We start from the raw sequence: 22,284 nt of genomic DNA, 5'->3' as shown, positions 1-22,284 counted from the left end.
AGGAGTCCTGCTTGCGTGCGAAATGCACTTCCTGACGGAAGATGGCTCTGGCTGGAACCACCTCCCGTGAGGACAGCCCTCAGGGGTGCGTGCCGGTCTCGGTGTGACTGTGGCTGGCCGGTTCGATCTGGATGGTGGAGTGCTGCACATCGAAGTGTCCGCGCATGCAGTCCTGCACCGCGTCGAGCACCCGGCAGAACTGCGTCGGATCCAGCACCTCATCGGTCACCACCACGTGCGCGCTCAGTACCGGGACTCCGGAGGTGATGGTCCAGGCGTGCAGGTCGTGCACGTCCAGCACGCCGTCCACGCTCCTCATGTGCTCACGCACCCGGGTCAGCTCCAGATCCTCCGGGGTGCCTTCCAGCAGCACCCGCCCCACGTCACGCAGCAGCAGGGCCGCGCGCGCGGGCGATCATGAGTCCGATCGCCAACGAGGCCACCGCGTCGGCGGCGCTCCACCCGGTCAACGCGATCACCACCGCCGCGGCGATCACCGCAACCGAACCGAGCAGGTCGCCCAGCACCTCCAGGTAGGCCCCGCGCACGTTCAGGCTCTCGGACCTGCCGGCGGACAGCAGGCGGAGCGCGATGAGGTTGGCCACCAACCCGATCACACCGAAGACCAGCATCAGCGGGCCCTGCACCTCGGGAGGCTCGAGCAAACGCCGGATCCCTTCGATGATCACCACCACGGCGATCACCGCAAGCAGCACCCCGTTGATCAGGGCGGCGAACACCTCGGCTCGTTGGAACCCGAAGGTCCACCGTCCGCTCGCGGGGCGCGCCGCCAGCCAGGTGGCGACCAGGGCGATAGCCAGCCCGGCGGAGTCGGTGAGCATGTGGCCGGCGTCGGCGAGGAGGGCGAGGGAACCGGTCAGCACGGCACCGATCACCTCGGCCACCATCACGGTCACGGTGATCACCAGCGCCAACGCGATCCGGGACCGGTACTTCTGACCGGCGGTCACCGGCACGTACTGCTCGGTCATGGCCAGGCTCCGGCCGGCAGCAGCGCCGGTGTGGTCTGCGAGTGGTCGTTGGCCCGGCCCCGGCCACGGGCACCCACCAAGCCGCAGGCGCGCATCGCCATAGGCCGATGCTATCAATCGCAGACGATGACCCGGCCTGCGAACCCGTCCTGGCTACCGCCGCGCACGCGAGCGTGCCTGCCGGGCCGCCTTGCTCCCCCGGCGCCACTGTCGGTTCTGTTCCGCGCCCAGCCGCGCTTCGGCACGCATCGCCTGGCGCTGCGCCTCCCGGCGGAGCGAGCGCCAGGAGTCCAGCCGGCGTTCGGCCAACTCCCCGGACTCCACCGCGGCCTGCACCGCGCAGCCCGGTTCACGGTCATGGGCGCAGTCGGCGAACCGGCATCCGGCGGCGATCGACTCCACATCCTCGAACGTGGAGGCCACCGCGTCCTCGGTGGCCACCAGCCCGATCGAGCGCAGCCCCGGGGTGTCGATCAGCGCCTGTCCAGGTCCCAGCGGCACGAGTTCACGGTGGGTGGTGGTGTGCATTCCGCGCTGGTCCCCGCGCACCCGGCCGGTGCCCATCACCTCCGTACCCGCGAGAGTGTTCACGAGGGTGGACTTACCCGCTCCCGAGGGCCCCACCAGGACCAGCGTGGAGGCGTCGTCCAGAACGGTTCGCAGGTGGTCGATGCCCGCACCCGTGGTGGCACTGAGGGCGAGCACCCTGGCTGTGGGCGCAACCGCGCGCACCTGCTCCACCCAGTAGTCGGCGTCGGCGACCACATCAGCCTTGGTCAGCACCACCACCGGCCGCGCACCGCAGCGGTGAGCGATGGTGAGCAGCCGTTCGATCCGCCCCAGCGCGGGCAGCGGCTCCAACGGCTCCGCGATCAGCACGGTGTCCACATTCGCGGCGATGACCTGCTCGCGGGAGGTGGTATCCGCGCTGTCCCGGACCAACTCGCTGATGCGCGGTGCGATCCGGGCCACCCCCTCGGCAACGTGCAGCCAGTCCCCCACTGCCGGCGCCAGGGGCTCACCGACCACCGCCGGGAGCGTGCCCTCGGGACCGGTACGCCAGATACGACCGGCTGCTGGCTGCGCGGCGTCGTCGTCGGGCGTGTCGTGCGCGATTACGCCGTCGAAGGCAACCTGGGCACCGTCGTCGGGGATCGCGCGGATGGCGCCCTTGTCCACCCGGGTCACGCGCCATCGCGAGGGCGACAGCGTGCCCGGACCACCGGAGGCGGCTTGCTGCTGGTTCATCACCGTTCACAGTACGAACGCCCGCAACGCAATTTGCGGCCATCTCCGGCGATCAGCCGCCCGAATCACCAGGACATCGTCCGTACTGCGCACCGCGGCGAGACCTACGGGAACGAGAGCAGCGGCGCTTCGAAACATTTCGTCGACATTCCGGTGCGCCAGCCGATGCCACACCGTATGCGGCCTTGTTCCTGGGGCAGGGAGTCGCTCAATTCGCCAGAACTAAGGGGTCGAGTTGGTCCAGGTGGCGTGCGGTCGGTCAGAACTTTAACGAAAGTTCCCGAAAGTCATTGACGAGGCACACTCTCCGCCATACCTTCGATGGCACACCGAGGCCCTCCTCGCAGTGGAGTGAGGCGGCCTCGGCTGATCACACCGCACCGTGCGTGCCCGAAGGGCCGATCGCTGCAGAGGGAGTCATCTGTGTCTGCTCAACGACGAAGTGGCAAGATAACCGCGACCACACGGTCGAGTGACCGCACGAGCCGCTCGACCCGTGCTGGTCTTGCTGCGGCTTTAGCGGCGCTGTTGACCGGCACCTCCCTGGTGGGGCTGGCCAACGCGGCGCCGGAGGACGGGTTGCCACCCGCCGGGCAGACCTTCGAGCACTACCCGGCGATGAAGGATGTCTACGAGGACCACTTCCACGTCGGCATCTTCGGCCGGTGGCAACGACATGGACGCGTTGGTCTACAACTACGCCTCCTACACACCCGGCAACGAGATGAAGCCCGAGAGCACCCAGCCGGAGAAGGGTGTCTTCACCTTCGATGCGGCCGACGCCGCGATGGCCGAGCACGCGGCGCACAATCCCGACATGCTCTTCTACGGTCACACCCTGACCTGGCACTCGCAAACACCCACCTGGATGTGGGACGCCCCTCCCGCCAGGTACGACCAGCCGGGAGAGTTCGACGCCGACGTCGCGCTCGAGAACATGAACAGCCACATCGAGAACGTCCTCGGATACTACGGCGCGGACCTGCAGGCCATCGACGTGGTCAACGAGGCCGTCGGGACCGCCGACACCGATGACTGGCGCGCCTCCCTGGCGAAGGGCGAGGGCTGGTACATGGCGCTCGGCTCGGACTGGGTCGAGTTGGCCTTCCAGAAGGCCGCGGAGGTCGTCGACGAGAACGGGTGGGACATCAAGCTCGTCTACAACGACTTCGGGCTCAACGACCCGGCCAAGGCCCAGGTGGTCTACGAGATGGTCAAGGAGATCAACGAGCGCAACGTAGGCGTCCGGCCGGACGGGCGACAATTGATCGAGGTGATCGGCATGCAGGGGCACTACGGCCTGAACACCGACATCAGCAACGTCGAGGCGAACATCGAGCTCTTCGCGACGCTCCCCGGCATCGAGATCAACATCACCGAGATGGACGTCGGCGTGCCCCCGGGGGAACTCGACGCGTGGAAGGAGAACAACCAGGGCATGCAGTACGCCCAACTGTTCCAGACATACCGTAAGTTCGCCGCCGGCCCTGCCAACACGACCGGCAACCCTCGCGTGATCACCGCGGTGAAACTCGCCGGGGTCCGGGACGTCGAGACCGGCTGGCGGGGCGGCGAGTTCGCGATGCCCTACGACTACGACGGCCTGGCAAAGCAGGCGCTGCTCGGCATCCTGTGGCCGGAGGAGTTCCTCGCCGCCCACGAGTGGATGGAACCGGACTTCGAAGACGGCTTCGAGCCGGTTGACGGAGTGCACGTCTACGACGTCGGACGGGGCGACGCCTACACCGGCGCCAACATCATCCTGGGCAACGACTCCTCGCAATGGCCGTGGTCGACGGCCGGTGAGGACGGCCTCGTTGCCTTCACACCCGAGCCCGGCGCGAGGTACCGCCTGAGCGTGAACACCACGATCCTGGGAACCAACTCCGTCCGGATTCGCTGGGTCAAGGACAACAGCAACGGCGGGTACACCGAGGCGGACGGCGTGGTGGTCAATGACCACCAGTACGGAGGCGGAGAGGTGGCGGAGCACATCCCGGCCTACTTCACCGGACTGATCAACATGGGCACCTACACCTTGGTCACCGAGATCATGCTGGACGGCGACCAGCCCGAGGAGGGCTTGATCGGCAACATCGCCGTTCGGGGTGGCGGAGGCGGCAGTGCCTACACCATCAACTGGCTCACCGTGGAACGCATCGGGGGCGACGGTGAGGAGGACGAATTCCTCGTGGACTGGCCCGCTGCAGCAGCGGAGGACCCGGTCGATGCGGTGATCACGCTCGCGGGTGCGCTGGAGGAGCACACGCATGCCGGCGCGGTCGATGGCCCGATCTCGCACAGGTTGACGAACGCACTGGAGCAGGCGCAGCGGCACCTGGAGGGCGGGCGCACCGACCCGGACGCGCAGGCCATGGACAGGTTCATCCGGAACCTGGACAGTCCGCAGCGGCCGGACACTCTCACCGACGAGGCCCGCACCGACCTGCGTGAGCAGGCCGAGCGGATCCTCGCGATGCTCTGAGGACCCTGGCTCCTGACGGCACACCCGCACCCCGCACCCGGCACCCCGCACCCCGCCCCGCACCCCGCACCCAGCCGAAGGCGAGGGTTGTGGCCGAGGACGAGCGGTCCAGCACTCGTCCTCGGCGCTCGGGCTCGCCCTCGACCGCTGTGGGCCGGGTCGGCGGGCGGCGGGCCTGCCAAAAGCCGGCATCAGTCGGGCGCAGCCCGCGGCGCACGGGGTCGCTCACGTGCCGACAACCCCTGGTGGTCCCGCTGACCCTGCATCGTGTGCAGTCGCCTACTCGGCATCGGGGCCGATTGGTCGGCACTGTCCGGGCCGGCTGGCAGTTTGCTTGAGCACTGGCAACGTGCTTGAGCAAGTGGAGTGTCAGGAGCCGCCGCGGGCGATGAAGTTCGCCTCCACGTGGCTCACCATCGCATCGCAGGTGCGCAGGAGCAGCCACACCAGGATCGGGCTGACCAGCAACAACACCACATCGAAGGTGAAGTAGACGATGCCCGCGGCCACCACCAGCATGGCCAGCAGGCCCAGGGCCACCAGCGGGGTCCTGGCCATGTAGTACACGGCCAGCCGGGCCACGTCGCGGGTGCGCAACGCAAAGAAGGACGTGATCACCAGCGCGTTCAGGGCCCACACCGAGAACAGCACCGCGAGCACCACCAGCACCACCCCGTAGCCTCCCGGTACTCCCGCGTACTCCAGGTTGGCCAGGGTGATGCCGATGATGGTGAGCACGGCGAGCCCGGGGACCCATAGTTTGAGGACCTCGACCACGTTGAGCCGGTAGCCGCGCAGGAATGAGGCCATCGGCGTCAGCGACTCGGCCCGGTACCGGTCCCGCATCGCGAAGAGCCCGGCCGACAGTGCCGGACCAGCCGGAACCAGGCAGAGCGCAACCAGCGGGATGTTGCTCGTCGAGCGATCCAGCAGCATCAGCGGCAATGTGCCCGGAAGGGTGGTCAGGACGAGTAACAAGCCCACGACGAGGAACCAGTAGATCGCGCCGGTGCCGCGGCCGAGGACGCCGTCGCCGGGGTCGCGGGCCGCTGAACGGTCAGAGGTCATGGTCATCCCTGCCAGGTCGGGGTTCGTCTTGGACGCATTCTGCCCCGATGCGAACGGGGCCGGTGGCGATGTGCTGCCACCGGCCCCGTCGTCACCGGGTCACGGAACCTTCGCAAGTACGGCCGAGTAGTCTTACTCGTCGTCCTCGAAGGCGTCCTCGTCCACGTCGCGCTCGACGGCCTCATTGGCAACCTGGACGTAGTTCTCCATCCCGAGGCCCTCGAGTTCGGCCACGTAACTGTCCCACTCGTCGAGTGAGCGCTGGCCGATGATGAAGGCAGCGGTGTTCTGCTGCACGGCGTCACCGAGGGTGTTGGAGGTCAGGGACTGCGTCTCCTGCTCGGCCTCGTCGTAGGGGTAGGGAGGCCCGGGCGGGATCACTTCCTTCTCTCCCATGATGGACAGGAACTCGACCATCTCATCACCGAGCATCGACTGGACCAGGTCCTCGGTCGAACCCTGTGCGGGCATCCAGACACCGTTGTGGAAGCCGTAGTCCACATTCAGTGACTCATCGGCATCGGGGTTGATGCCATGGATGTCGATGTTCTCGTTGAGGATGCGGGTGTCGCCGTCACGCTCGAAGGTCTCACCCTCCACACCCCACTTGGCGAACTCCTGGCCTTCGTCGGAGAAGTACAGCCAGTCGACCAGTTGCAGGGTCGCGACGAGCGTCTCCTTGTCCGCCAGATCGGCGGAGAACATCAGGCCGGATTCCGTCCGGCCTTCGGTGGTGACATTGCCCGCCGGGCCGGCCGGCACCGGGATCATCCGCAGTTCCACATCCGGGTCATCGAAGCCGTCCCGGTAGTTGAGGATTTCCTGGTTGTTGCCTGCGATAGCCGCAGCCTGGCCATTGGTGAACTTCGCGATGGCGGTGTCATCGTCCTGGCTGACCGACTCGGGGTCCAGGACCCCGCGCTCGACCAGGTCGTTGAGGTACGTCAGCAGGTCCCGGTAACCGTCCTGGGCACCGGCGTAGACGTACTGGCCGGCGTCGTGGTCGTAGTTCAGACCATCACCGAAGCCCCAGCCGGCGGAGGTGCCGAAGGAGTCGGCCATGAAACTCACGGTAGCCTCCATCGGGCCGCCACCGCTCCACCGCTCCGTCCAGCCGTAGTCGAGATCATGGTCGTTCATGACCGTCTCGAGCTGGTCGGCGAGTTCGTCGAAGGTCTCGGGGTCCTCGGTGAACCCGGACTCCTCGAACAGATCCTTACGGACCACCAGCGAGTACTGCGGGAAGGGGTTCTCGTGCAGGCCCGGGATCATGTAGTAACGCCCGTCCACCTGACGCTGTTGCTCGATCTCCTCCCACAGGTCCCACTCGTCGGCCTTCTGGGTGAAGTGCGGCATCAGGTCCAGGTAGTCCGAGATCGGCAGGATGGTGCCCGAGCCCACGAACTGGGCCTCGTCCCCGGCGTAGGTCACCGGGATGACGTCCGGGGCGTTACCGCCCGCGATCGCCAGCGAGCGGCCCTCGGCCCAGTCCGACAGCGGCACCACCTGGTTGTTGAAGACGACGTTGTGGCGTTCCTCCATCACGTCGAAGAACATCCAGTCCTCATCGAGCGGGTAGTTCGGATGATCGCGGTACATCACCGAGATCTCCAGCCTCATCGGTGGTGGCCACGAACGTGTCACCGACGGAGAAGTCCTCCATCGCGCCCACGTTCTGCGACTCGTCCTCGAGGAGTTCCTCGGCGTCGACGTCGTCGCCGCCACCATCGCCGCAGGCGGCCAGCACCAGGGCTGTGGCAGTCGCGGTCGAGATACCCGCGAGCACCCTTCTTCGTGTATTCCTCATCTTTCCTCCAATGGTGAACGTCGTCGTTCGCGACGATCGAATGCGGACGGACAGTGGGCGGCGGCGCTCACTGCTTGACGGCTCCGAGCATCACGCCGGAGACGAAGTACTTCTGGATGAACGGGTACAGGCACAGGATCGGCAGCATCGTCAGCAACATCGCCACCGCCTGGATGTTGGAGTTGATCTGCGCGCTCTCGGTGCCCAGACCCTCGGTGGACAGTGCGCCGGCCATCAGGTTGCGCAGGTACATGGTGACCGGGTACAGATTCGCGTCATCGAGATAGATGAACGCGAAGAACCACTGGTTCCAGAACGCGACCGCGTAGAACAGGATCATGGTCGCGATCACCGCCTTGGACAGCGGTAACACGATGCGCCACAGCACCCCGTAGGTGTGCAGGCCGTCGATCCGGGCCGCCTCCTCGAGATCGGCTGGGAAGTTCTCGAAGAAGGACTTCATGATCAGCAGGTTGAACGCGCTGATCGCGTTCGGGATCACGATCGCCCACATCGTGTTACGCATCCCCAAGTTGTCCACGAGCACGTAGTTCGGGATCAGGCCGCCGTTGAAGACCATCGTGAACAGCGCGATCGCGATGAAGATGTTGCGGCCTTTGAGGTGCTTCTTGCTGATCGCGTAGGCGAACGTGGTGGTCAGCACCATCGAGATCGCGGTGGCGGTGACGGTGTAGACCACGGTATTGCGGTAGTTGGTCCAGAACCGGCTGTCGCCCATCACCGCCTCGAAGGTGGTGACGTTGAATCCGCGAGGGAACAGGTTCACCTGCCCGCGGGTGATGTAGATCTCGGCGGAGAACGCCTGCGCGATCACGTTGACGAACGGGTACAGCGTGAGGAGGCACACCAGGATCAGGATCAGAAGAACGCGTTGAACCACCGGAACACGGTGTAGCCGCGACTGTCCTTGATCTTGGTCGCCTGTTCGTTGACGCCCAGGATCTCATTTGCCCGGCCCTTGGCCTTGACATCGACTGACGTGCTCACCAGAGACTCTCCCCCACCAGACGGCGCGATATCAGGTTCGCGCCCACGATCAAGATGGCGCCGATGATGGCTTCGAAGAAGCCGATGGCCGCGGCGTAGGAGAAGTTCGCTCCCTGCAGCCCCACGCGGTACAGATACGTGGCGATGACATCAGCGGTCGGATACAGCAACGGGTTGTAGAGCAGCAGCACCTTCTCGAAACTGACCGAGAGGAAGTTGCCCATATTTAGGATCAGCAACACCACCATGGTGGGCCGGATCCCCGGCAGGGTTACGTGCCACGTCTGTCGCCACTTACTGGCCCCATCAACCCGGGAGGCCTCGTAGAGCTGTGGATCAATCGTGGTCAGTGCGGCGAGGTACAGGATGGTGCCCCAGCCGACGGTCTGCCAGATCTCCGAGGTGATGAAGATGGTCCGGAACCACTCGGACTGCTGCATGAAGGAGATCGGACCGGCCCCGAACACGTCGAGGATCTGGTTGATCGTGCCGCGTATCGAGACGATCTGGAGCACCATCGCCGCGACCACCACGATGGACATGAAGTGCGGCAGGTAGGAAATGGTCTGCACGGTGCGCTTGAACACCCGCGAACGCAACTCGTTCAGCATCAGCGCCAGGATGATCGGCAGCGGGAAGACGATGGCCAGGCTCAACCCCCCCAGGATGAGGGTGTTCTCGAAGGCGTTCCAGAAGCTGGCATCGCCCAGGATCATCCGGAAGTACCGCAGGCCCACGAACTCGTCACCGAAGATGCTCCCGCCGGGACGGTACCGGCGCACCGCGATCACGTTTCCCGCCATCGGGATGTACCGGAAGATCAGGAACCAGATCACCGGAAGCACCAGCAGGGAGTACAGCCGCCAGTCCTTCTTCAGCGCGATCCGCCACTCGTGCCCGTGCCGGCCCAGCCACGACCGCGGCCCTTCCTTGCGCGGCCCGCCGCTGGGGCCGTCGTCGCCGACTCCGACCCCCACGGCGACGCCGGGCCCCGGGATCTCGCGGCCCGGGGGGATGCCTGCTCCGGGCATGGGCTGAGGCGCGGTCACGACGACACCCCCGCAGTAGCTTCGCCGGGATCGACGACGACGACGGGAGCCAGTTCGCGGTCGTGGCCCACCGTGCGTAGGGCGCCGGTCAGGCCCAGGTCCACCTTGGCGAGGGTCTGGGTGACCGAGCGCCCGATATGCAGGCTGACCTGCCCGGGTTCGACGATCCGCTCACCGGCGAGTCCGGTGAAGGAGGTGAGGTCGGCCGACAGCGTGAAGCGCACCCCAGCGGAGGCTCCGGCATCGAGCGGCACCCGGGCGAAGGCGATCAGGCGGCGCACCGGCTGCGTCACCTGCGCCACATGGTCCTCCAGATAGACCTGGACGACCTCGGTGCCGGGCCGGTCCCCGGTGTTGGCGACGGTCAACTCCACCGTGACCTGCCCGGCCGTGTCCCACTCGGTTCCACCGCCGGCCACTGTCGCCTCACTCCACTCGAAGGAGGTGTAGGTCAGTCCGTGGCCGAAGGGGAAGAGTGCACTGGGGTCGAGGTTGGAGACCGTGGAGGCCTGGCCGAGCGGGGCGGCGAGGTAGGTGCCGGGCTGGCCACCGGGGTCCCGGGGAATGCCCACCGGCAGCCGGCCGGAGGGGTTGATCGTGCCGGTGAGCACCTCGGCGATGGCCCGACCGCCGTGCTGGCCGGGGAAGAAGCCCTGCACGATGGCCGCGACCCGGTCGGCATAGTGTCCCAGCGCGTAAGGGCGGCCGGTCAGTAGCACCAGCACCACCGGGATGCCGGTGGCCAGCATCTCCTCGATCAGTTCGCCCTGGATGCCCGGCAGGGCCAGGTCAGCGGCGTCGCACCCCTCGCCGGAGGTGCCCCGCCCGAAGAGCCCGGCCCGGTCGCCGACGACCACGACGCATGCATCCGCCGCGCGGGCTGCCTCGGCGGCCTCGGCCAGCCCGGAGCGGTCGGTGTCGGTGACGTCGCAGCCTCGGGCGTACCGGACGCTGCCGAGTTCGGCCTCGAGACCGGCCCGCACCGTGGTGATGTCGATGCCGATCTCGTGGTCGGGATGCTGGGCCCCCACGTGCGCCGGGAAGGAGTAGCACCCGAGCATGCTGTAGGGGTCATCGGCCAAGGGGCCGACCACCGCGATCGAGGCGCCTGGTGCCAGCGGCAGGGCGTCGTCGTTGGCCACCAGCACCACCGACTCCCGCGCCATCTCCAGGGCCACCTCGCGGGCCGGCTCCGGGTCGAGGGCCAGCGATTCGGGATCGGCCTGCTCCGGGGCGTAGTCGGCGTCGAGCAGACCGAGTTCGATCTTCTGGATCAGGACCCGCCGTACCGCCCGATCCAGGATGGTCTCGGCGACCCGGCCCTCTGCGAGGGCATGGGCGAGCGGATCGCCGTAGGCGTCGATGGTGGGCAGTTCCACGTCCACGCCCGCGGTCAGGGCAAGAGCGGCAGCGTGCGATCCGTCGGCCGCCACCCGGTGCAACCGCTCGAGGAAGCGGACGCCGAAGTAGTCGGCCACCACGGTGCCCTCGAAGCCGAGGGTGTCGCGGAGCAGGTCGGTCAGCAACCAGGTGTCCGCCGCCGAGGGCACGCCGTCGATGTCCGTGTAGGAGTGCATGACCGAACGGGCCCCGCCCAGGCGCAACGCCGTCTCGAACGGGGGAAGAAGGACGTCGGCGAACTCGCGGGTGCCGATCGAGACGGGGGCCAGGTTCCGCCCGGCCCGCGACGCCGAATAGCCCACGAAGTGCTTCAGGGTGGCCACGATCCCGGTCGACTCCAGGCCGCGGACGTAGGAGGCGCCCACCATCCCCACCAGGAAGGGGTCCTCGCTGATCGTCTCCTCGGTGCGGCCCCACCGGTAGTCCCGGGTCACGTCGAGCACGGGCGAGAGACCTTGGTGCACGCCGGCGGCCCGCATGGTCTGCCCGATCAGGGTGGCCATCTGTTCCACCCGCTCGAGGTTGAACGAGGCGCCCCAGGACAGCGGGATCGGGAAGGCGGTGGCCTGCCAGGCGGCGAAGCCGGCCAGGCACTCCTCGTGCACCTGGGCCGGAATGCCGAACCGGTTGGCGGCCATCACCTCACGCTGGGAGTGGGCAAGCGAGCGAGCGCCCAGCGCCGGCTCCACCGGTGCGGTTCCGTAGGGCCGGCTGAGTTGGCCCAGACCGTCGGCGATCACGGCCTCCCACTCCAGGCCCTGGGGCATGTCCGACTGGTTCGGAGCCACCCCGGCTCCCGAGGCGTCCGCACCGACCCACAGCCCCACGATCTGACCGAGCTTCTCCGACTGGGTCATCTCGGCGAGAAGACCATCGGCGCGCTCCGCCGGTGTGCGGGTGCGGTCACGCCAAGGCGGCACCTGCGACTCAGCGGTGCGTTCGGCGCTTATGTCCGTCGTCATCGGCTCCGGTCCACTTCGTTGTGCTTACACTCTGATCGAAACTTTCGTGGAAGCATCGAAAGTTGCTTGGTGCGACCTTAAGCGGATGTGCCCGAGCTCGTCAAACAACGTTTCGGTAACGGCATGGTCATGGTGATACCCTGAAGCCGAAACTTTCGCATCGGAGCAATAGGGGAACGATGAGCAACGAGGCCATGGCGGCCCAGAAGCCCAGGGCAACGATCGCCTCGATCGCGGCGGAGATCGGTGTCTCGGTGCCGACCGTGTCCAAGGTGCTGAACGGCCGTCCCGACGTCGCCAGCCAGACCCGCGCGAAGGTCGAGGAAGCGCTTGAGCGCCACCAGTACCGGCGACGCCGCTCCGGCCACCGAACCAGCCCGGCCCTACTGGACCTGGTGTTCCACGAGCTCGACTCGGCCTGGTCGGTGGAGATCATTCGCGGGGTGGAGGCCGTGGCCGCCGCGCGCCAGATCGGGGTGGTGCTTTCTGAACTGGGTGGTGAGCACCGGCCCAAGCAGGAATGGCTCGATGCCGTCCTGGCACGCCGCCCGGCCGGGGTGCTCTTCGTGCTCTCCGGCGTGGAGGCCGCGCAGCGATATCAGTTGGAGTCGCGATCGATCCCGTTCCTGGTGCTGGATACCGATGGCGAGCCACCGGTCGGCATCCCCACGGTCGGGTCGAACAACTGGAGCGGTGGACTGTCCGCCTCCCGGCACCTGCTCGGCCTGGGGCACCGCAGCCTGGCGGTGATCTCCGGACCCAAGGACGTCTTGTGCAGCAGGGCCCGGGTGGACGGATTCCGCAGTGCTCACGACGAGGCCGGCGTGAGCGTGAACCCGGAGTTCATCCGGTACGGGCCGTTCCACGTCCGCGCCGGCTACGACACGGGGGCGTGACTTGCTGGACCGGCCGGACCGGCCCACAGCCATCTTCGCCGGCTCCGACATGCAAGCCCTCGGCGTGCTACGCGCGGCTCACGAACTGGGCCTGCGGGTGCCCCAGGACCTGTCGATCGTGGGATACGACGATGTCACGGTGAGCCAGTGGATCGAGCCGGCGCTGACCACGGTGCACCAGCCACTCCGGGAGATGGCGGCAACCGCCACCCGGATGCTGCTGCAGCTGGCCGACGGGCAGACCCTGGCCCACCAGCGCATCGAACTTGCCACTGAACTCGTCGTGCGCCGCTCGACCGCTCCCCCGCCCTCCTGAACCGGCGACGCCGCCGCCCTGACCTGGCGACACCGCACCGAGGCCTGCCCGTACGATCATTCATTGCCGATCTGTACAAGTCGGAACACCCCGCCGGATGAACGTGTACGGCTGCTAGCACTACGGCAGAATGGACCGTGCCCCGCCACTGCGGGGCGATGGTGCCCCTGCGGGTGGTGGTGCGAGACCGCGAGGTGGCGAGTTCCGGTGAAGGTGGATGTCGATGAGTGCTCCCAGTGTCAGTTACTCCATAACGGTGCGGCTGGACCTGCCCGCCATACCCACGGCGGTGAGCCTGTTGACCACCGCGGTGGAGAAGGCCGGCGGTGTGGTGACCGCGGTGGACGTGTCGGCCTCCGGACCCGATCGCCTGCAGGTCGACCTGACCTGTGCGACCGGCGGCGAGAGCGACGCCCGCAAGGTCGTGGACACCCTCGGCGAGGTCGAGGGTGTGCGGATCGGCCGGGTCTCGGACCGTACGTTCCTCGCCCACCTGGGTGGGAAGATCCAGATCGAACCGAAGATGCAGATTCGGCACCGCGACGACCTCTCCCTCGTGTACACCCCCGGCGTGGGGCGGGTGAGCCAGCAGATCGCTGCGCATCCCGAGGACGCCTCCCGCCTGACGATCAAGCGCAACACCGTCGCCGTGGTCTCCGACGGCTCGGCGATCCTGGGGTTGGGCAACCTCGGGCCGCTGGCCGCGTTGCCGGTGATGGAGGGCAAGGCCGCCCTGTTCAAGCAGTTCGGGGGCATTGACGCCTTCCCGCTGTGCCTGGACACCCAGGACGTCGACGAGATCGTCCGGACCGTCAAGGCGGTCGCCCCGGTCTTCGCCGGGATCAATCTGGAGGACATCTCCGCGCCCCGGTGCTTCGAGATCGAGGACCGGTTGCGCAAGGAACTGGACATCCCCGTCTTCCATGATGACCAGCACGGCACCGCGATCGTTGCTCTGGGCGCCCTGACCAATGCGTTGAAGGTGGTCGGGAAGAAGCTCGAGGACGTCCGGATCGTCCAGGCCGGCGCCGGCGCCGCCGGATCGGCGATCCTGCGGCTGCTGCTTGCCGCCGGCGCCACCGATGTGGTGGTCGCCGACGTGGCCGGCATCGTGCACGCAGACCGGGACAACCTCGATCCCTCGCTGGAGTGGGTCGCCGAGGCGACCAACAAGCGGGATCTGAAGGGCACGCTGTCCGAAGCACTGGTCGATGCCGATGTGTTCATCGGGGTCTCGGCACCGGACCTGGTCTCCGAGGATGACGTGAAATCGATGGCGGAGGGGGCGATCGTGTTCGCGATGGCCAACCCGATGCCGGAGATCGACCCGGTGATCGCCACCAGGCACGCCGCCGTGGTGGCGACCGGCCGCAGCGATTTCGCCAACCAGATCAACAACGTCCTGGCATTCCCGGGGGTCTTCCGCGGACTGATCGACGCCCGTTCCACGCGGATCACCGACGAGATGCTCATCGCCGCCGCCCACGCGGTGGCCGATGTGGTCACCGCCGACGAACTCAACGCCACCTACATCGTGCCCAGTGTGTTTCACAGCGATCTGCACACCACGGTGGCAAAGGCGGTTCAGGCGGTCGCCGAGCGCGACGCCGCGAGCCTGTCCTCACAGGATGAGCACCCCAACCCCATCGAGCTGGAGTTCAAGAAGGACTGAGTCCATCCCGCCCCAGCCGGTCGGTCGGTAGGCAGGGCGGAGCGTCAGACCTGCGGGGTCAGGCCAGGACGGGCGGTGTCACCACGTCCACCCACGACCACACAGTTCGAGTTCGCGCCGGGCCCGTTCGGCATCGGCCTTCGGACCAGCGGGAACCGACCGGACCGACAGACCGGCGAGTGCGCAGGCATCGGCGAGCATGGAGTCGTAGGCCCAGAGCGTCGTTCGCCAGTGGTGCTGCCGCGCGAACATGTCCGGGTCGGAGTCGATTCGCCGCAGGATCGCCGTCAGTGTGGTCAGCCGCATCTGCATCTCCAGCACCCGGAACACCTCGCGCGCTTCGGCCTCCTCTGCTCGCCGACGAGCCCACGGCCACCAGTTCTCGATCCACTCCCGCAGATCGCGTCGGTCGGTGGCGTACTCGACGGCAGCCCGGGGACGCCGGGGCCGGATCATCATCGGGGCCCCGCTCAGCGAATCCAACAGCCACTTCATCGAGCGCCTCACCCTCAGTATCCATTCTCCCAGGGATGTCGCGGTTCTGCCAGGTGGATAAGCGCGCAACGGCCACAGCGGGTGGGCTGCGCCGACCTCCGTCCTCCGTTCCCGCCGTGCCGGCCCCGACGTGCCGGTGCCAGACTGGACGCCATGTACCCAGCAGGGATGATCAACCCCGACTCGGACCGCCGCGAGGGAGTCAGTTGCGCCGGCGTGTACACCGCGGCCGATCGCGAGCGCGTCGTGGAGGTCCTGGCGTCGCTGGGCTTCAGCGGCTGGATCGGTCCGGCTCAGGGCCGGTGGGTGCTGGTGGTCGCGGAGAACCCGTTGGGCAAGGTCGCCGCTGGCAAACGGACGATCGACGAGGTGGGGCGGGACCTGGCCGCGACCACCGGCACCCTTGCGCTCGTTGCTCAGATCCGGCGGGACGAGGCCCTTCGGCTGTGGCTCTACGACGGCGACCAGCGCGTAGCGACGGTCGACACCAACCCGCCCGAGCCCGACTACGGTGCGGGGCCCGGGCAGGACGAGTTCGGCGGGGCCGTGACGCTGGATGAGTTCGGTGAGCCGATGCTGGACGAGTTCGGTGAACCTGTCGGGATGGCGATGTTCGAAGACGACTCGGACGGGTTGACTTACGCCCCCCTCGCACAGGCGCTGGACGTGCCGGAGGTCTCTGAGGAACTCACCGAGTTGCTGGAGGACGAGCTCAGCGAGGACGAGAGCGAGTCCGAACGGCTCACCGCCATGGCTCGGCTCCTGGGGCTGCCCACCTGGCTGGTCTCGGCGACGTCGCTGCCCAAGGACATCTGGGGCGGCCCTCGCCGGGAGGAGATGATCCGCCTCCAGGTCGGGCGGCAGGGCGCCGCCGGGGCGCTGCGCGGCTTCGTGACTCGCCGCACCACCCGCCGCCCGCCTGCGCGCCCGGAGCGACGTTAGTACCGGCCCCCAGCACCCCGAAGCCGACCGCACCCCTCCCAGCACCCCGACGGCAACCGCGCCCCCACCAAGCACCCCGACGGCGAGCCCCGGCGCCGAGAGCGAGCCCAACAGGTATCGCCGTGGGCGGCCACGATCGCCCTGGGCGGCCTGGGCGGCCTCGGCGGCCTGGGCGGCCTCGGCGGCCCCGGCGCCCCTGGCAGGCGGTGCAACCTTGGGCAGCCGCCTGGCCTCGCCGTCGCGGGGCTCGGAGAGGTTTCTCCACAGCCGCTCCTGGCTATCCACACAGTCGCACCGGGCGCTCACCGCACAGCGGGGTCTCCGGACACCATGTCGCGATGGTCGCCAACACCCCCCGGATCCGGTTTACCTCCGATTACCCGCCCGGCGCGGTCGACCGGCTCCGCCGGCAAGGCGTACTGGTCAGGGTCCGACGAGGCGCGTACGCCGAGGCCGACGCGTACGAGCAGGGTCGCGTGAGCGAGCTGCTGGCACGGTGCAGTGCAGTCCACCGGTCACTCCGGACCACCTTCGCCTTCAGCCACGAGACGGCCGCCGCACTGCACGGGATTCCGACGTGGTTGGAGCGTACGGACACGGTGCACATCCTGCAGACGTCTCACGCCGCCGGGAACCGTGCCCGCGACGTCATCCGCCACCGGGTTGTGGAGATGCCCGAGGCGGACCTCGTACGGACCCGGGGCCTACCGGTGACCGGGCTGGACCGCACCTGCGTGGACTGCGCGCGTACCCAGCGACCCGGCCTAGCGCTCACCACAGCGGATGCGATCCTTCGCCGTATCGCGGGGACCACCCGGTTCGACTGGCCGGCATCGTCCGCCCGTGAAGCGCAGATCCGAGCCGCTTGGCTGAACAGGGTGGCGGACTCGGGGCCGGTCCGGGGAGTGGTACGGGCTCGCGCGGTGCTCAGCCATGCCGACGGCCGATCCGAATCGGCGGCCGAGTCGCTGGTTCGCTGGATCGTGCTGTCCGCAGGGTTCACCGCACCCGACCTTCAGGTAGCGGTCGCCACGGAGTTGGGCACGTTCTATCCGGACCTGTTGTGGTCCGGTGCCCACGTTCATAGCGAGTGGCAGATGGTCGGACTGGAGTACGACGGGGTCGCCAAGTACACCCAAGGCAGCGACGTCTACGACGAGAAGCGCCGCGAGGACGCCCTGCGGTCGGTCGGATGCCTCATCGTGCGCGCCACTCGCGCCGACCTGAGTGATTCCCGTCGCCTGATCACCGATCTGCGCCGCCACGTGCGCGCCTGCACGAGCCTGCCGCCCGAACGCCGCGGCCTACGCGAAGCGGCCTAAGCCCGGCCGATCACCGAGGACGAGCCTCGGCCCCGAGAGCGAGCCCTACAGGTATCGCCCTGGGCGGCAACTATCGCCCTCAGCGCCCCGGGGCTGCGCACCGGCCGGAGGGGGATCGGGCGGGTCAACCGAAGATGGCCGGCAGAGTGGCGTGGTGGGCCTGCTCCAACTCGGCAATGGACAGACTGAACTGTCCGGCCAGATCCAGCCCCACGCCGTCGTCGCTCACACCCAGGCGCAGCACCGGCACGCCGTGCTGGGCGGCCAGGTCGATCACCGCATCGGCCTCGGTGGTGGCCACCAGCGCCCGGGCGGTGGACTCGGAGAACAGTGCCGTGGCCGCATCCACGCCGTCGCGCTCCAGCAGCGGCGCCAGGTCGAGCCGTGCCCCGACCCCGAAGCGAAGCACCGACTCGGTCAGCGACTGGATCAGCCCGCCCTGGGACAGGTCGTGGCTGGCGCTGACCAGACCCCGGCCCACACCGGCGATCAACACCCGGGCCAGCGCCTGCTCGGCGTCCAGGTTCACCGCCGGCGGCAGCCCGCCCAGGTGGGAGTGCACCACATCGGCCCACACCGACCCGGACAACTCGGTCGCGGTGGTGCCCAGCAGCAGGATCTCCTGCCCGGCCTCGGACCAGCCCGAGGGGACCACCGCGCCCACGTCGTCCAGGAGCCCGAGCACCCCGACCACCGGCGTGGGATGGATCGAAGCGTCGATGTGCCCCGGTGGCAGATCCGCGGACTTGGTGGAGTTGTACAGCGAGACGTTGCCTCCGGTCACCGGGATGCCCAGGGCCAGGCACGCATCGGCAAGCCCGGTGATGGAGCGCACCAGTTGCCACATCGCGTCGGAGTCCTCCGGCGAGCCGAAGTTCAGGCAGTCGGTCACCGCCAGCGGCTGCGCGCCCACGGTGGCCACGTTCCGGTAGGCCTCGGCCAGGGCATGTTGGGCGCCCACGTAGGGATCGAGTTTGCTGAACCGCCCGTTGGCGTCGGTGGCCAGGGCCACCCCGAGCCCACTGGACTCGTCCACGCGCACCACACCCGCGTCGTCGGGCTGGGCCAGGGCGGTGTTGCCCTGCACGTACCGGTCGTACTGGTCGGTGACCCAGGACTTGCTCGCCAGGTTCGCGCTGGAGAGCACCGCCAGCACCTGCTCGCGCAGTTCGTCCACGGCGGCCGGCCGGACCAGCGCCTCGGCGACGTCGGCGTTCAGCCCCGCCTGCCACGTCGGTTCGGCATAGGGCCGGTCGTACACCGGGCCGTCATGGGCCACGGTGCGCGGGTCCACGTCCACGATCCGCTCACCGTCGTGGTCGATGATGAGGCGTCCGGTGCCGGTGACCTCCCCGATCACGGCGGCCTCGACGTCCCAGCGCTCGGTGATGGCCAGGAACTGCTCCAGTTTCTCCGGAGCCACCACCGCCATCATCCGCTCCTGGGACTCGCTCATCAGGATCTCACCGGCCGTCAGGGTCGGGTCACGCAGCAGCACGTTCTCCAGGTCCACGTGCATGCCGCCGTCCCCGTTGGAGGCCAGTTCGGAGGTGGCACAGGAGATCCCGGCGGCTCCCAGGTCCTGGATACCCTCGACCACCCGGGCGGCGAAGAGTTCCAGGCAGCACTCGATCAGGACCTTCTCCATGAAGGGGTCACCCACCTGCACGCTCGGGCGCTTGGCGCGCTTGTCCGCATCGAAGGTGGCGCTGGACAGGATCGAAGCGCCCCCGATCCCGTCGCCGCCGGTGGGGCCCCGAACAGCACCACCTTGTTGCCCACGCCCTCGGCGTTGGCCAGGTGGATGTCCTCGTGCCGCAGCACCCCCACGGCCAGTGCGTTGACGAGCGGGTTGCGCTGGTAGGCGGCGTCGAACACCGTCTCGCCGCCGATGTTGGGCAGTCCCAGGGAGTTGCCGTAACCGCCGATGCCGGAGACCACGCCGTGCACCATCCGCTGGGTGTCGGGGTGGTCGGGCGCACCGAAGCGGAGTTGGTCCATCACCGCGACCGGCCGTGCGCCCATGGAGATGATGTCGCGCACGATGCCGCCCACACCGGTGGCCGCGCCCTGGTATGGCTCGACGTAACTGGGGCTGTTGTGCGACTCCACCTTGAACGTCACCGCCCAGCCCTCGCCGATGTCGACCACGCCGGCGTTCTGCCCGATCCCGACGAGCAGCCGCGCTCGCATCTCCTCGCTGGTTTTGGCACCGAACTGCGACAGGTGCTTCTTGGAGGACTTGTAGGAGCAGTGCTCGGACCACATCACCGAGTACATCGCCAGTTCCGCGGCGGTGGGCCGCCGGCCGAGGAGTTCGCGGATCTCGGCGTACTCCTCGGTGTTCAAGCCGAGTTCGGCATAGGGCTGGGTTGCCTCAGGGGTGGCCTCGGCATGGGCGACGGTGTCGGCGGTGTGCGTCAACGAAGGGTCCTCTACGTGGCTCGGGGCAACGTAACGTAATCTACCCTCGTCCGCCTGCGGGATCGCACGACGGCGGAGCCCGGCTCGCCGAACGGCGGCGGACGACGGCGGAGCCCGGGCAAGCGGGCGGGCCCGCGGCCGCCCAATCGGCTGGATCGGTGTACACCGGGCACCTCGCGGGTGAGGATGGAGGTATGCGCCTCGTCAGCATCGCCCTGGATCTGTTGGTGGTGCTCGCATTCGCGGTGGCCGGGCGGGCCAGCCACTACGACACGGTCACACCCACCGGTGTGCTGCAGACAGCCTGGCCCTTCGCCGTCGGGGTGCTGGTTGCCTGGGTGATCGCCGGGCGCACCCGGTGGGCGCTGCGCAGCCTGCGCTCGGGCCTGCTGATCTGGCCGATCACGTTGGCCCTCGGCATGGGGCTACGGTTGTTGAGTGGCGAGGGTACGGCACTGGCGTTCGTCCTGGTCGCCACCGGTGTGCTGGGACTGGGCCTGCTCGGGTGGCGCGTCGTTGCGGCACTCCTGGTCCCGCGGGCACCGGGGGCGCGTCACGTATCGGAATCGGACTCCACTGGAGGAATCACATGAGCGAGCAGGAATCACGCGATCACGTTGAGCAGGGTCAATCCCTCGGGGATGCGAACCTTCCCGTCGAGGCCGCCCGCGACACCCAGAATGTGCGCCGCGCCTTCGGTGAGGCGTACCAGGCCGATGGTGCCACGATCATCCCGGTGGCCAAGGTGATGGGTGGCGGTGGCATGGGCTTCGGCTCCGGGGGCGGCGACACCACCCACGCCCAGCACGCCGAGGGCTCCGGAGGCGGCGGCGGCTTCGGCACCCGCGTCAAGCCGTTGGGGGTCTATTCGGTCCGGGACGGGCAGGTCAAGTGGGAGCCGGCCATCGACGTCAACCGCGCGATCATCGGCGGACAGGCCCTGGTCACGGTGCTGATCGTGGCGTGGGCGTGCGTGCGGCGCGCGCGGCACAAGGCCCGCCGCTGGGACTACCTCTCGGCACGCGCGGCCGCCCGCGGCTGAGCACCACTCAGTCTCCGCGGGTCAGTTCGCCGGTGCACGGCTCGCAGACCACCGGCTGAGGTCGGTGGCCGGAACACCGGTTCGGGCGCCCTAGCCTGCCGGCGCACCGGTTCGGGCGCCGCCCTAAGGTGCCGCGGCGGTGAGCGAACCGAGAACCGGCGCCAGACGCTGGGCCATCAACTCATAACCCTCACCGTCGGGGTGCAGACCGTCGGGCAACAGGTGTGCCTCGTGCAAGCCCAGGACCTCCAAGCCGTCGACCAGGTGGACATCGTCATCGTCGGTCTGCAGCACCTGCACCACCTCGGTGATGTCGGCGCGCATCTGCTCCAGCGTCATCCCGGCGTGGTTGGGCGTGGCCTCCCGCTCCGGGCTGGCGATCGGGGTGATCACCGCGATCGGTGCGTTCGGGTGGGCGTCGCGGACCTGTTCGATGAAACCGGAGACGTGCGGGGCGAAGGAGCGTTCGTTGAACGTCGAACCGCCGTAGATGTTGATGCCCAGGCACAGCGCGATCAGGTCGGCCGGGACCGCGGCGATGGTGCGGGCGGCGATCGGGTCCAGGTGGCACTGGCCCGAATATCCCAGGCAGGTCAGATCCCAGCCGTGGGACTGCGCCACCAGCGCCGGCCAGGTGCGGCTGGGTCCGTAGGCGGCCGAGCACAGCGTGATCGAACTGCCGTAGGTGGTCAGGCGCCGCCCGGGTTCGATCCGCTCCACCACCTCCGCATCATGGAGTTCCAACTCCCCGATGCGGGTCGGTCCGGCCTGCGGGAGCCACACCTGCACCTCATGTGCGCCGGGGGGCAGTGAGACCCGGACGTCGCTCACACCCACCGGAAGGTCCATCCGGGCGTGCAGTTCGCCGTCGACCACCACATCCAGCAGCGCCGCGCGCTCGGTGGAGGAATACTCGATCGGCAGCCGCAACGCGCGGGCGTCGGTGCGGAACTCCGCCCGCACCCCGGTGGGCATCCGGGCGACCTCCAGCAGGGTGGGCGCATGGGCCCGCGCGGTCCGCTCCGGCAGCACCCGCCAGGGTTGCCACCACTGCGCTTCCGGCACCCAGCCCACCGCCCCGGGCCAGAACGGACTGTCGACGGAGGGACGCAGGATGCCGGCTTCGGTGCTCACGACCGGCCATCCTAGCCAGGC

At 68.3% G+C, this 22,284-nt stretch carries 18 protein-coding genes and 2 pseudogenes; 8 read left to right on the top strand and 12 right to left on the bottom strand.

Features of this window, described 5'->3' with window-relative positions; all coding sequences use genetic code 11:
• Positions 1-79: 79 nt before the first annotated feature.
• Both ACRRRO_RS09280 and rsgA read right to left on the bottom strand, forming a co-directional pair.
• A pseudogene (locus ACRRRO_RS09280) lies at positions 80-992 on the bottom strand (cation diffusion facilitator family transporter).
• Between the two features lie 153 nt (positions 993-1,145).
• Positions 1,146-2,240 carry a ribosome small subunit-dependent GTPase A gene (gene rsgA, locus ACRRRO_RS09275; protein ID WP_424795332.1) on the bottom strand — a complete coding sequence of 365 codons (1,095 nt, stop codon included), beginning with the start codon at positions 2,238-2,240 and terminating at the stop codon, positions 1,146-1,148.
• A 676-nt stretch (positions 2,241-2,916) separates the two neighbouring features.
• On the opposite strand from rsgA, the gene ACRRRO_RS09270 reads away from it, so the two are divergent.
• Entirely contained in the window at positions 2,917-4,725 is a 1,809-nt protein-coding gene (locus ACRRRO_RS09270; RefSeq protein WP_434081429.1) for an endo-1,4-beta-xylanase, read from the top strand.
• Between the two features lie 369 nt (positions 4,726-5,094).
• Here ACRRRO_RS09270 and ACRRRO_RS09265 read toward each other — a convergent pair whose 3' ends face one another.
• The 7 genes from ACRRRO_RS09265 to ACRRRO_RS09235 all read right to left on the bottom strand — a co-directional run bounded on the left by ACRRRO_RS09265 (position 5,095) and on the right by ACRRRO_RS09235 (position 12,020).
• Positions 5,095-5,793 (bottom strand): glycosyltransferase, encoded by a 699-nt coding sequence (locus tag ACRRRO_RS09265; RefSeq protein WP_424795334.1) that lies wholly within the window; start codon positions 5,791-5,793, stop codon positions 5,095-5,097.
• Positions 5,794-5,925: 132 nt separating this feature from the next.
• Positions 5,926-7,392: an ABC transporter substrate-binding protein gene (locus ACRRRO_RS09260; protein ID WP_434081574.1), complete on the bottom strand. Its 1,467-nt coding sequence runs from the start codon at positions 7,390-7,392 to the stop codon at positions 5,926-5,928.
• Positions 7,358-7,600, bottom strand: a complete 243-nt coding sequence (locus ACRRRO_RS09255; RefSeq protein ID WP_434081428.1) for a hypothetical protein — start codon at positions 7,598-7,600, stop codon at positions 7,358-7,360. The genes ACRRRO_RS09260 and ACRRRO_RS09255 overlap by 35 nt, the downstream gene beginning before the upstream one ends.
• Before the next feature lie 67 nt (positions 7,601-7,667).
• Complete coding sequence (locus ACRRRO_RS09250; protein ID WP_434081427.1) at positions 7,668-8,501, bottom strand: carbohydrate ABC transporter permease; 834 nt, start codon at positions 8,499-8,501, stop codon at positions 7,668-7,670.
• Entirely contained in the window at positions 8,480-8,608 is a 129-nt protein-coding gene (locus ACRRRO_RS09245) for a hypothetical protein (RefSeq protein WP_434081426.1), read from the bottom strand. The genes ACRRRO_RS09250 and ACRRRO_RS09245 overlap by 22 nt, the downstream gene beginning before the upstream one ends.
• Positions 8,605-9,639: an ABC transporter permease gene (locus ACRRRO_RS09240; protein ID WP_424795782.1), complete on the bottom strand. Its 1,035-nt coding sequence runs from the start codon at positions 9,637-9,639 to the stop codon at positions 8,605-8,607. Before ACRRRO_RS09240 ends, ACRRRO_RS09245 begins: the two co-directional genes overlap by 4 nt.
• A 14-nt stretch (positions 9,640-9,653) precedes the next feature.
• Positions 9,654-12,020 carry a glycoside hydrolase family 3 N-terminal domain-containing protein gene (locus ACRRRO_RS09235; protein ID WP_424795336.1) on the bottom strand — a complete coding sequence of 789 codons (2,367 nt, stop codon included), beginning with the start codon at positions 12,018-12,020 and terminating at the stop codon, positions 9,654-9,656.
• Between the two features lie 179 nt (positions 12,021-12,199).
• Here ACRRRO_RS09235 and ACRRRO_RS09230 point away from each other — a divergent pair, with 179 nt between their 5' ends.
• The 3 genes from ACRRRO_RS09230 to ACRRRO_RS09220 all read left to right on the top strand — a co-directional run bounded on the left by ACRRRO_RS09230 (position 12,200) and on the right by ACRRRO_RS09220 (position 14,904).
• A complete protein-coding gene (locus ACRRRO_RS09230) occupies positions 12,200-12,916 on the top strand; it encodes a LacI family DNA-binding transcriptional regulator (RefSeq protein ID WP_434081425.1) in 717 nt (238 codons plus the stop codon).
• A gap of 1 nt (position 12,917) precedes the next feature.
• Positions 12,918-13,232, top strand: coding sequence for a LacI family DNA-binding transcriptional regulator (locus tag ACRRRO_RS09225; RefSeq protein WP_434081424.1), 315 nt, complete (start codon positions 12,918-12,920; stop codon positions 13,230-13,232).
• 223 nt (positions 13,233-13,455) lie between these two features.
• Positions 13,456-14,904, top strand: coding sequence for an NAD-dependent malic enzyme (locus tag ACRRRO_RS09220; protein ID WP_424795338.1), 1,449 nt, complete (start codon positions 13,456-13,458; stop codon positions 14,902-14,904).
• A 78-nt stretch (positions 14,905-14,982) separates the two neighbouring features.
• Here the strand turns inward: ACRRRO_RS09220 and ACRRRO_RS09215 are convergent, their stop codons facing one another.
• On the bottom strand, positions 14,983-15,399 hold the full coding sequence (locus tag ACRRRO_RS09215) for a hypothetical protein (protein WP_424795339.1): 417 nt from the start codon (positions 15,397-15,399) through the stop codon (positions 14,983-14,985).
• Between the two features lie 168 nt (positions 15,400-15,567).
• Here ACRRRO_RS09215 and ACRRRO_RS09210 point away from each other — a divergent pair, with 168 nt between their 5' ends.
• Both ACRRRO_RS09210 and ACRRRO_RS09205 read left to right on the top strand, forming a co-directional pair.
• On the top strand, positions 15,568-16,341 hold the full coding sequence (locus ACRRRO_RS09210; RefSeq protein WP_424795340.1) for a hypothetical protein: 774 nt from the start codon (positions 15,568-15,570) through the stop codon (positions 16,339-16,341).
• Between the two features lie 338 nt (positions 16,342-16,679).
• On the top strand, positions 16,680-17,663 hold the full coding sequence (locus ACRRRO_RS09205) for a hypothetical protein (protein WP_424795341.1): 984 nt from the start codon (positions 16,680-16,682) through the stop codon (positions 17,661-17,663).
• A gap of 124 nt (positions 17,664-17,787) precedes the next feature.
• Here ACRRRO_RS09205 and purL read toward each other — a convergent pair.
• Positions 17,788-20,087: pseudogene (gene purL, locus ACRRRO_RS09200) on the bottom strand (phosphoribosylformylglycinamidine synthase subunit PurL).
• A 194-nt stretch (positions 20,088-20,281) separates the two neighbouring features.
• Here purL and ACRRRO_RS09195 point away from each other — a divergent pair.
• Both ACRRRO_RS09195 and ACRRRO_RS09190 read left to right on the top strand, forming a co-directional pair.
• A complete protein-coding gene (locus ACRRRO_RS09195; protein ID WP_424795343.1) occupies positions 20,282-20,680 on the top strand; it encodes a DUF3054 domain-containing protein in 399 nt (132 codons plus the stop codon).
• A complete protein-coding gene (locus tag ACRRRO_RS09190; protein WP_424795344.1) occupies positions 20,677-21,129 on the top strand; it encodes a spore germination protein GerW family protein in 453 nt (150 codons plus the stop codon). Before ACRRRO_RS09195 ends, ACRRRO_RS09190 begins: the two co-directional genes overlap by 4 nt.
• A 123-nt stretch (positions 21,130-21,252) precedes the next feature.
• Here the strand turns inward: ACRRRO_RS09190 and ACRRRO_RS09185 are convergent, their stop codons facing one another.
• Positions 21,253-22,263, bottom strand: coding sequence for a GDSL-type esterase/lipase family protein (locus tag ACRRRO_RS09185; RefSeq protein ID WP_424795345.1), 1,011 nt, complete (start codon positions 22,261-22,263; stop codon positions 21,253-21,255).
• Between the last annotated feature and the right edge of the window lie 21 nt (positions 22,264-22,284).

The organism is Sanguibacter sp. Z1732 (assembly GCF_051020515.1).
In the GTDB taxonomy this organism is placed as follows: Bacteria; Actinomycetota; Actinomycetes; order Actinomycetales; family Beutenbergiaceae; genus CALKWS01.
Note: the sequence above shows the minus strand (reverse complement) of the source record. Positions and strands in the feature narration are given on the sequence as shown.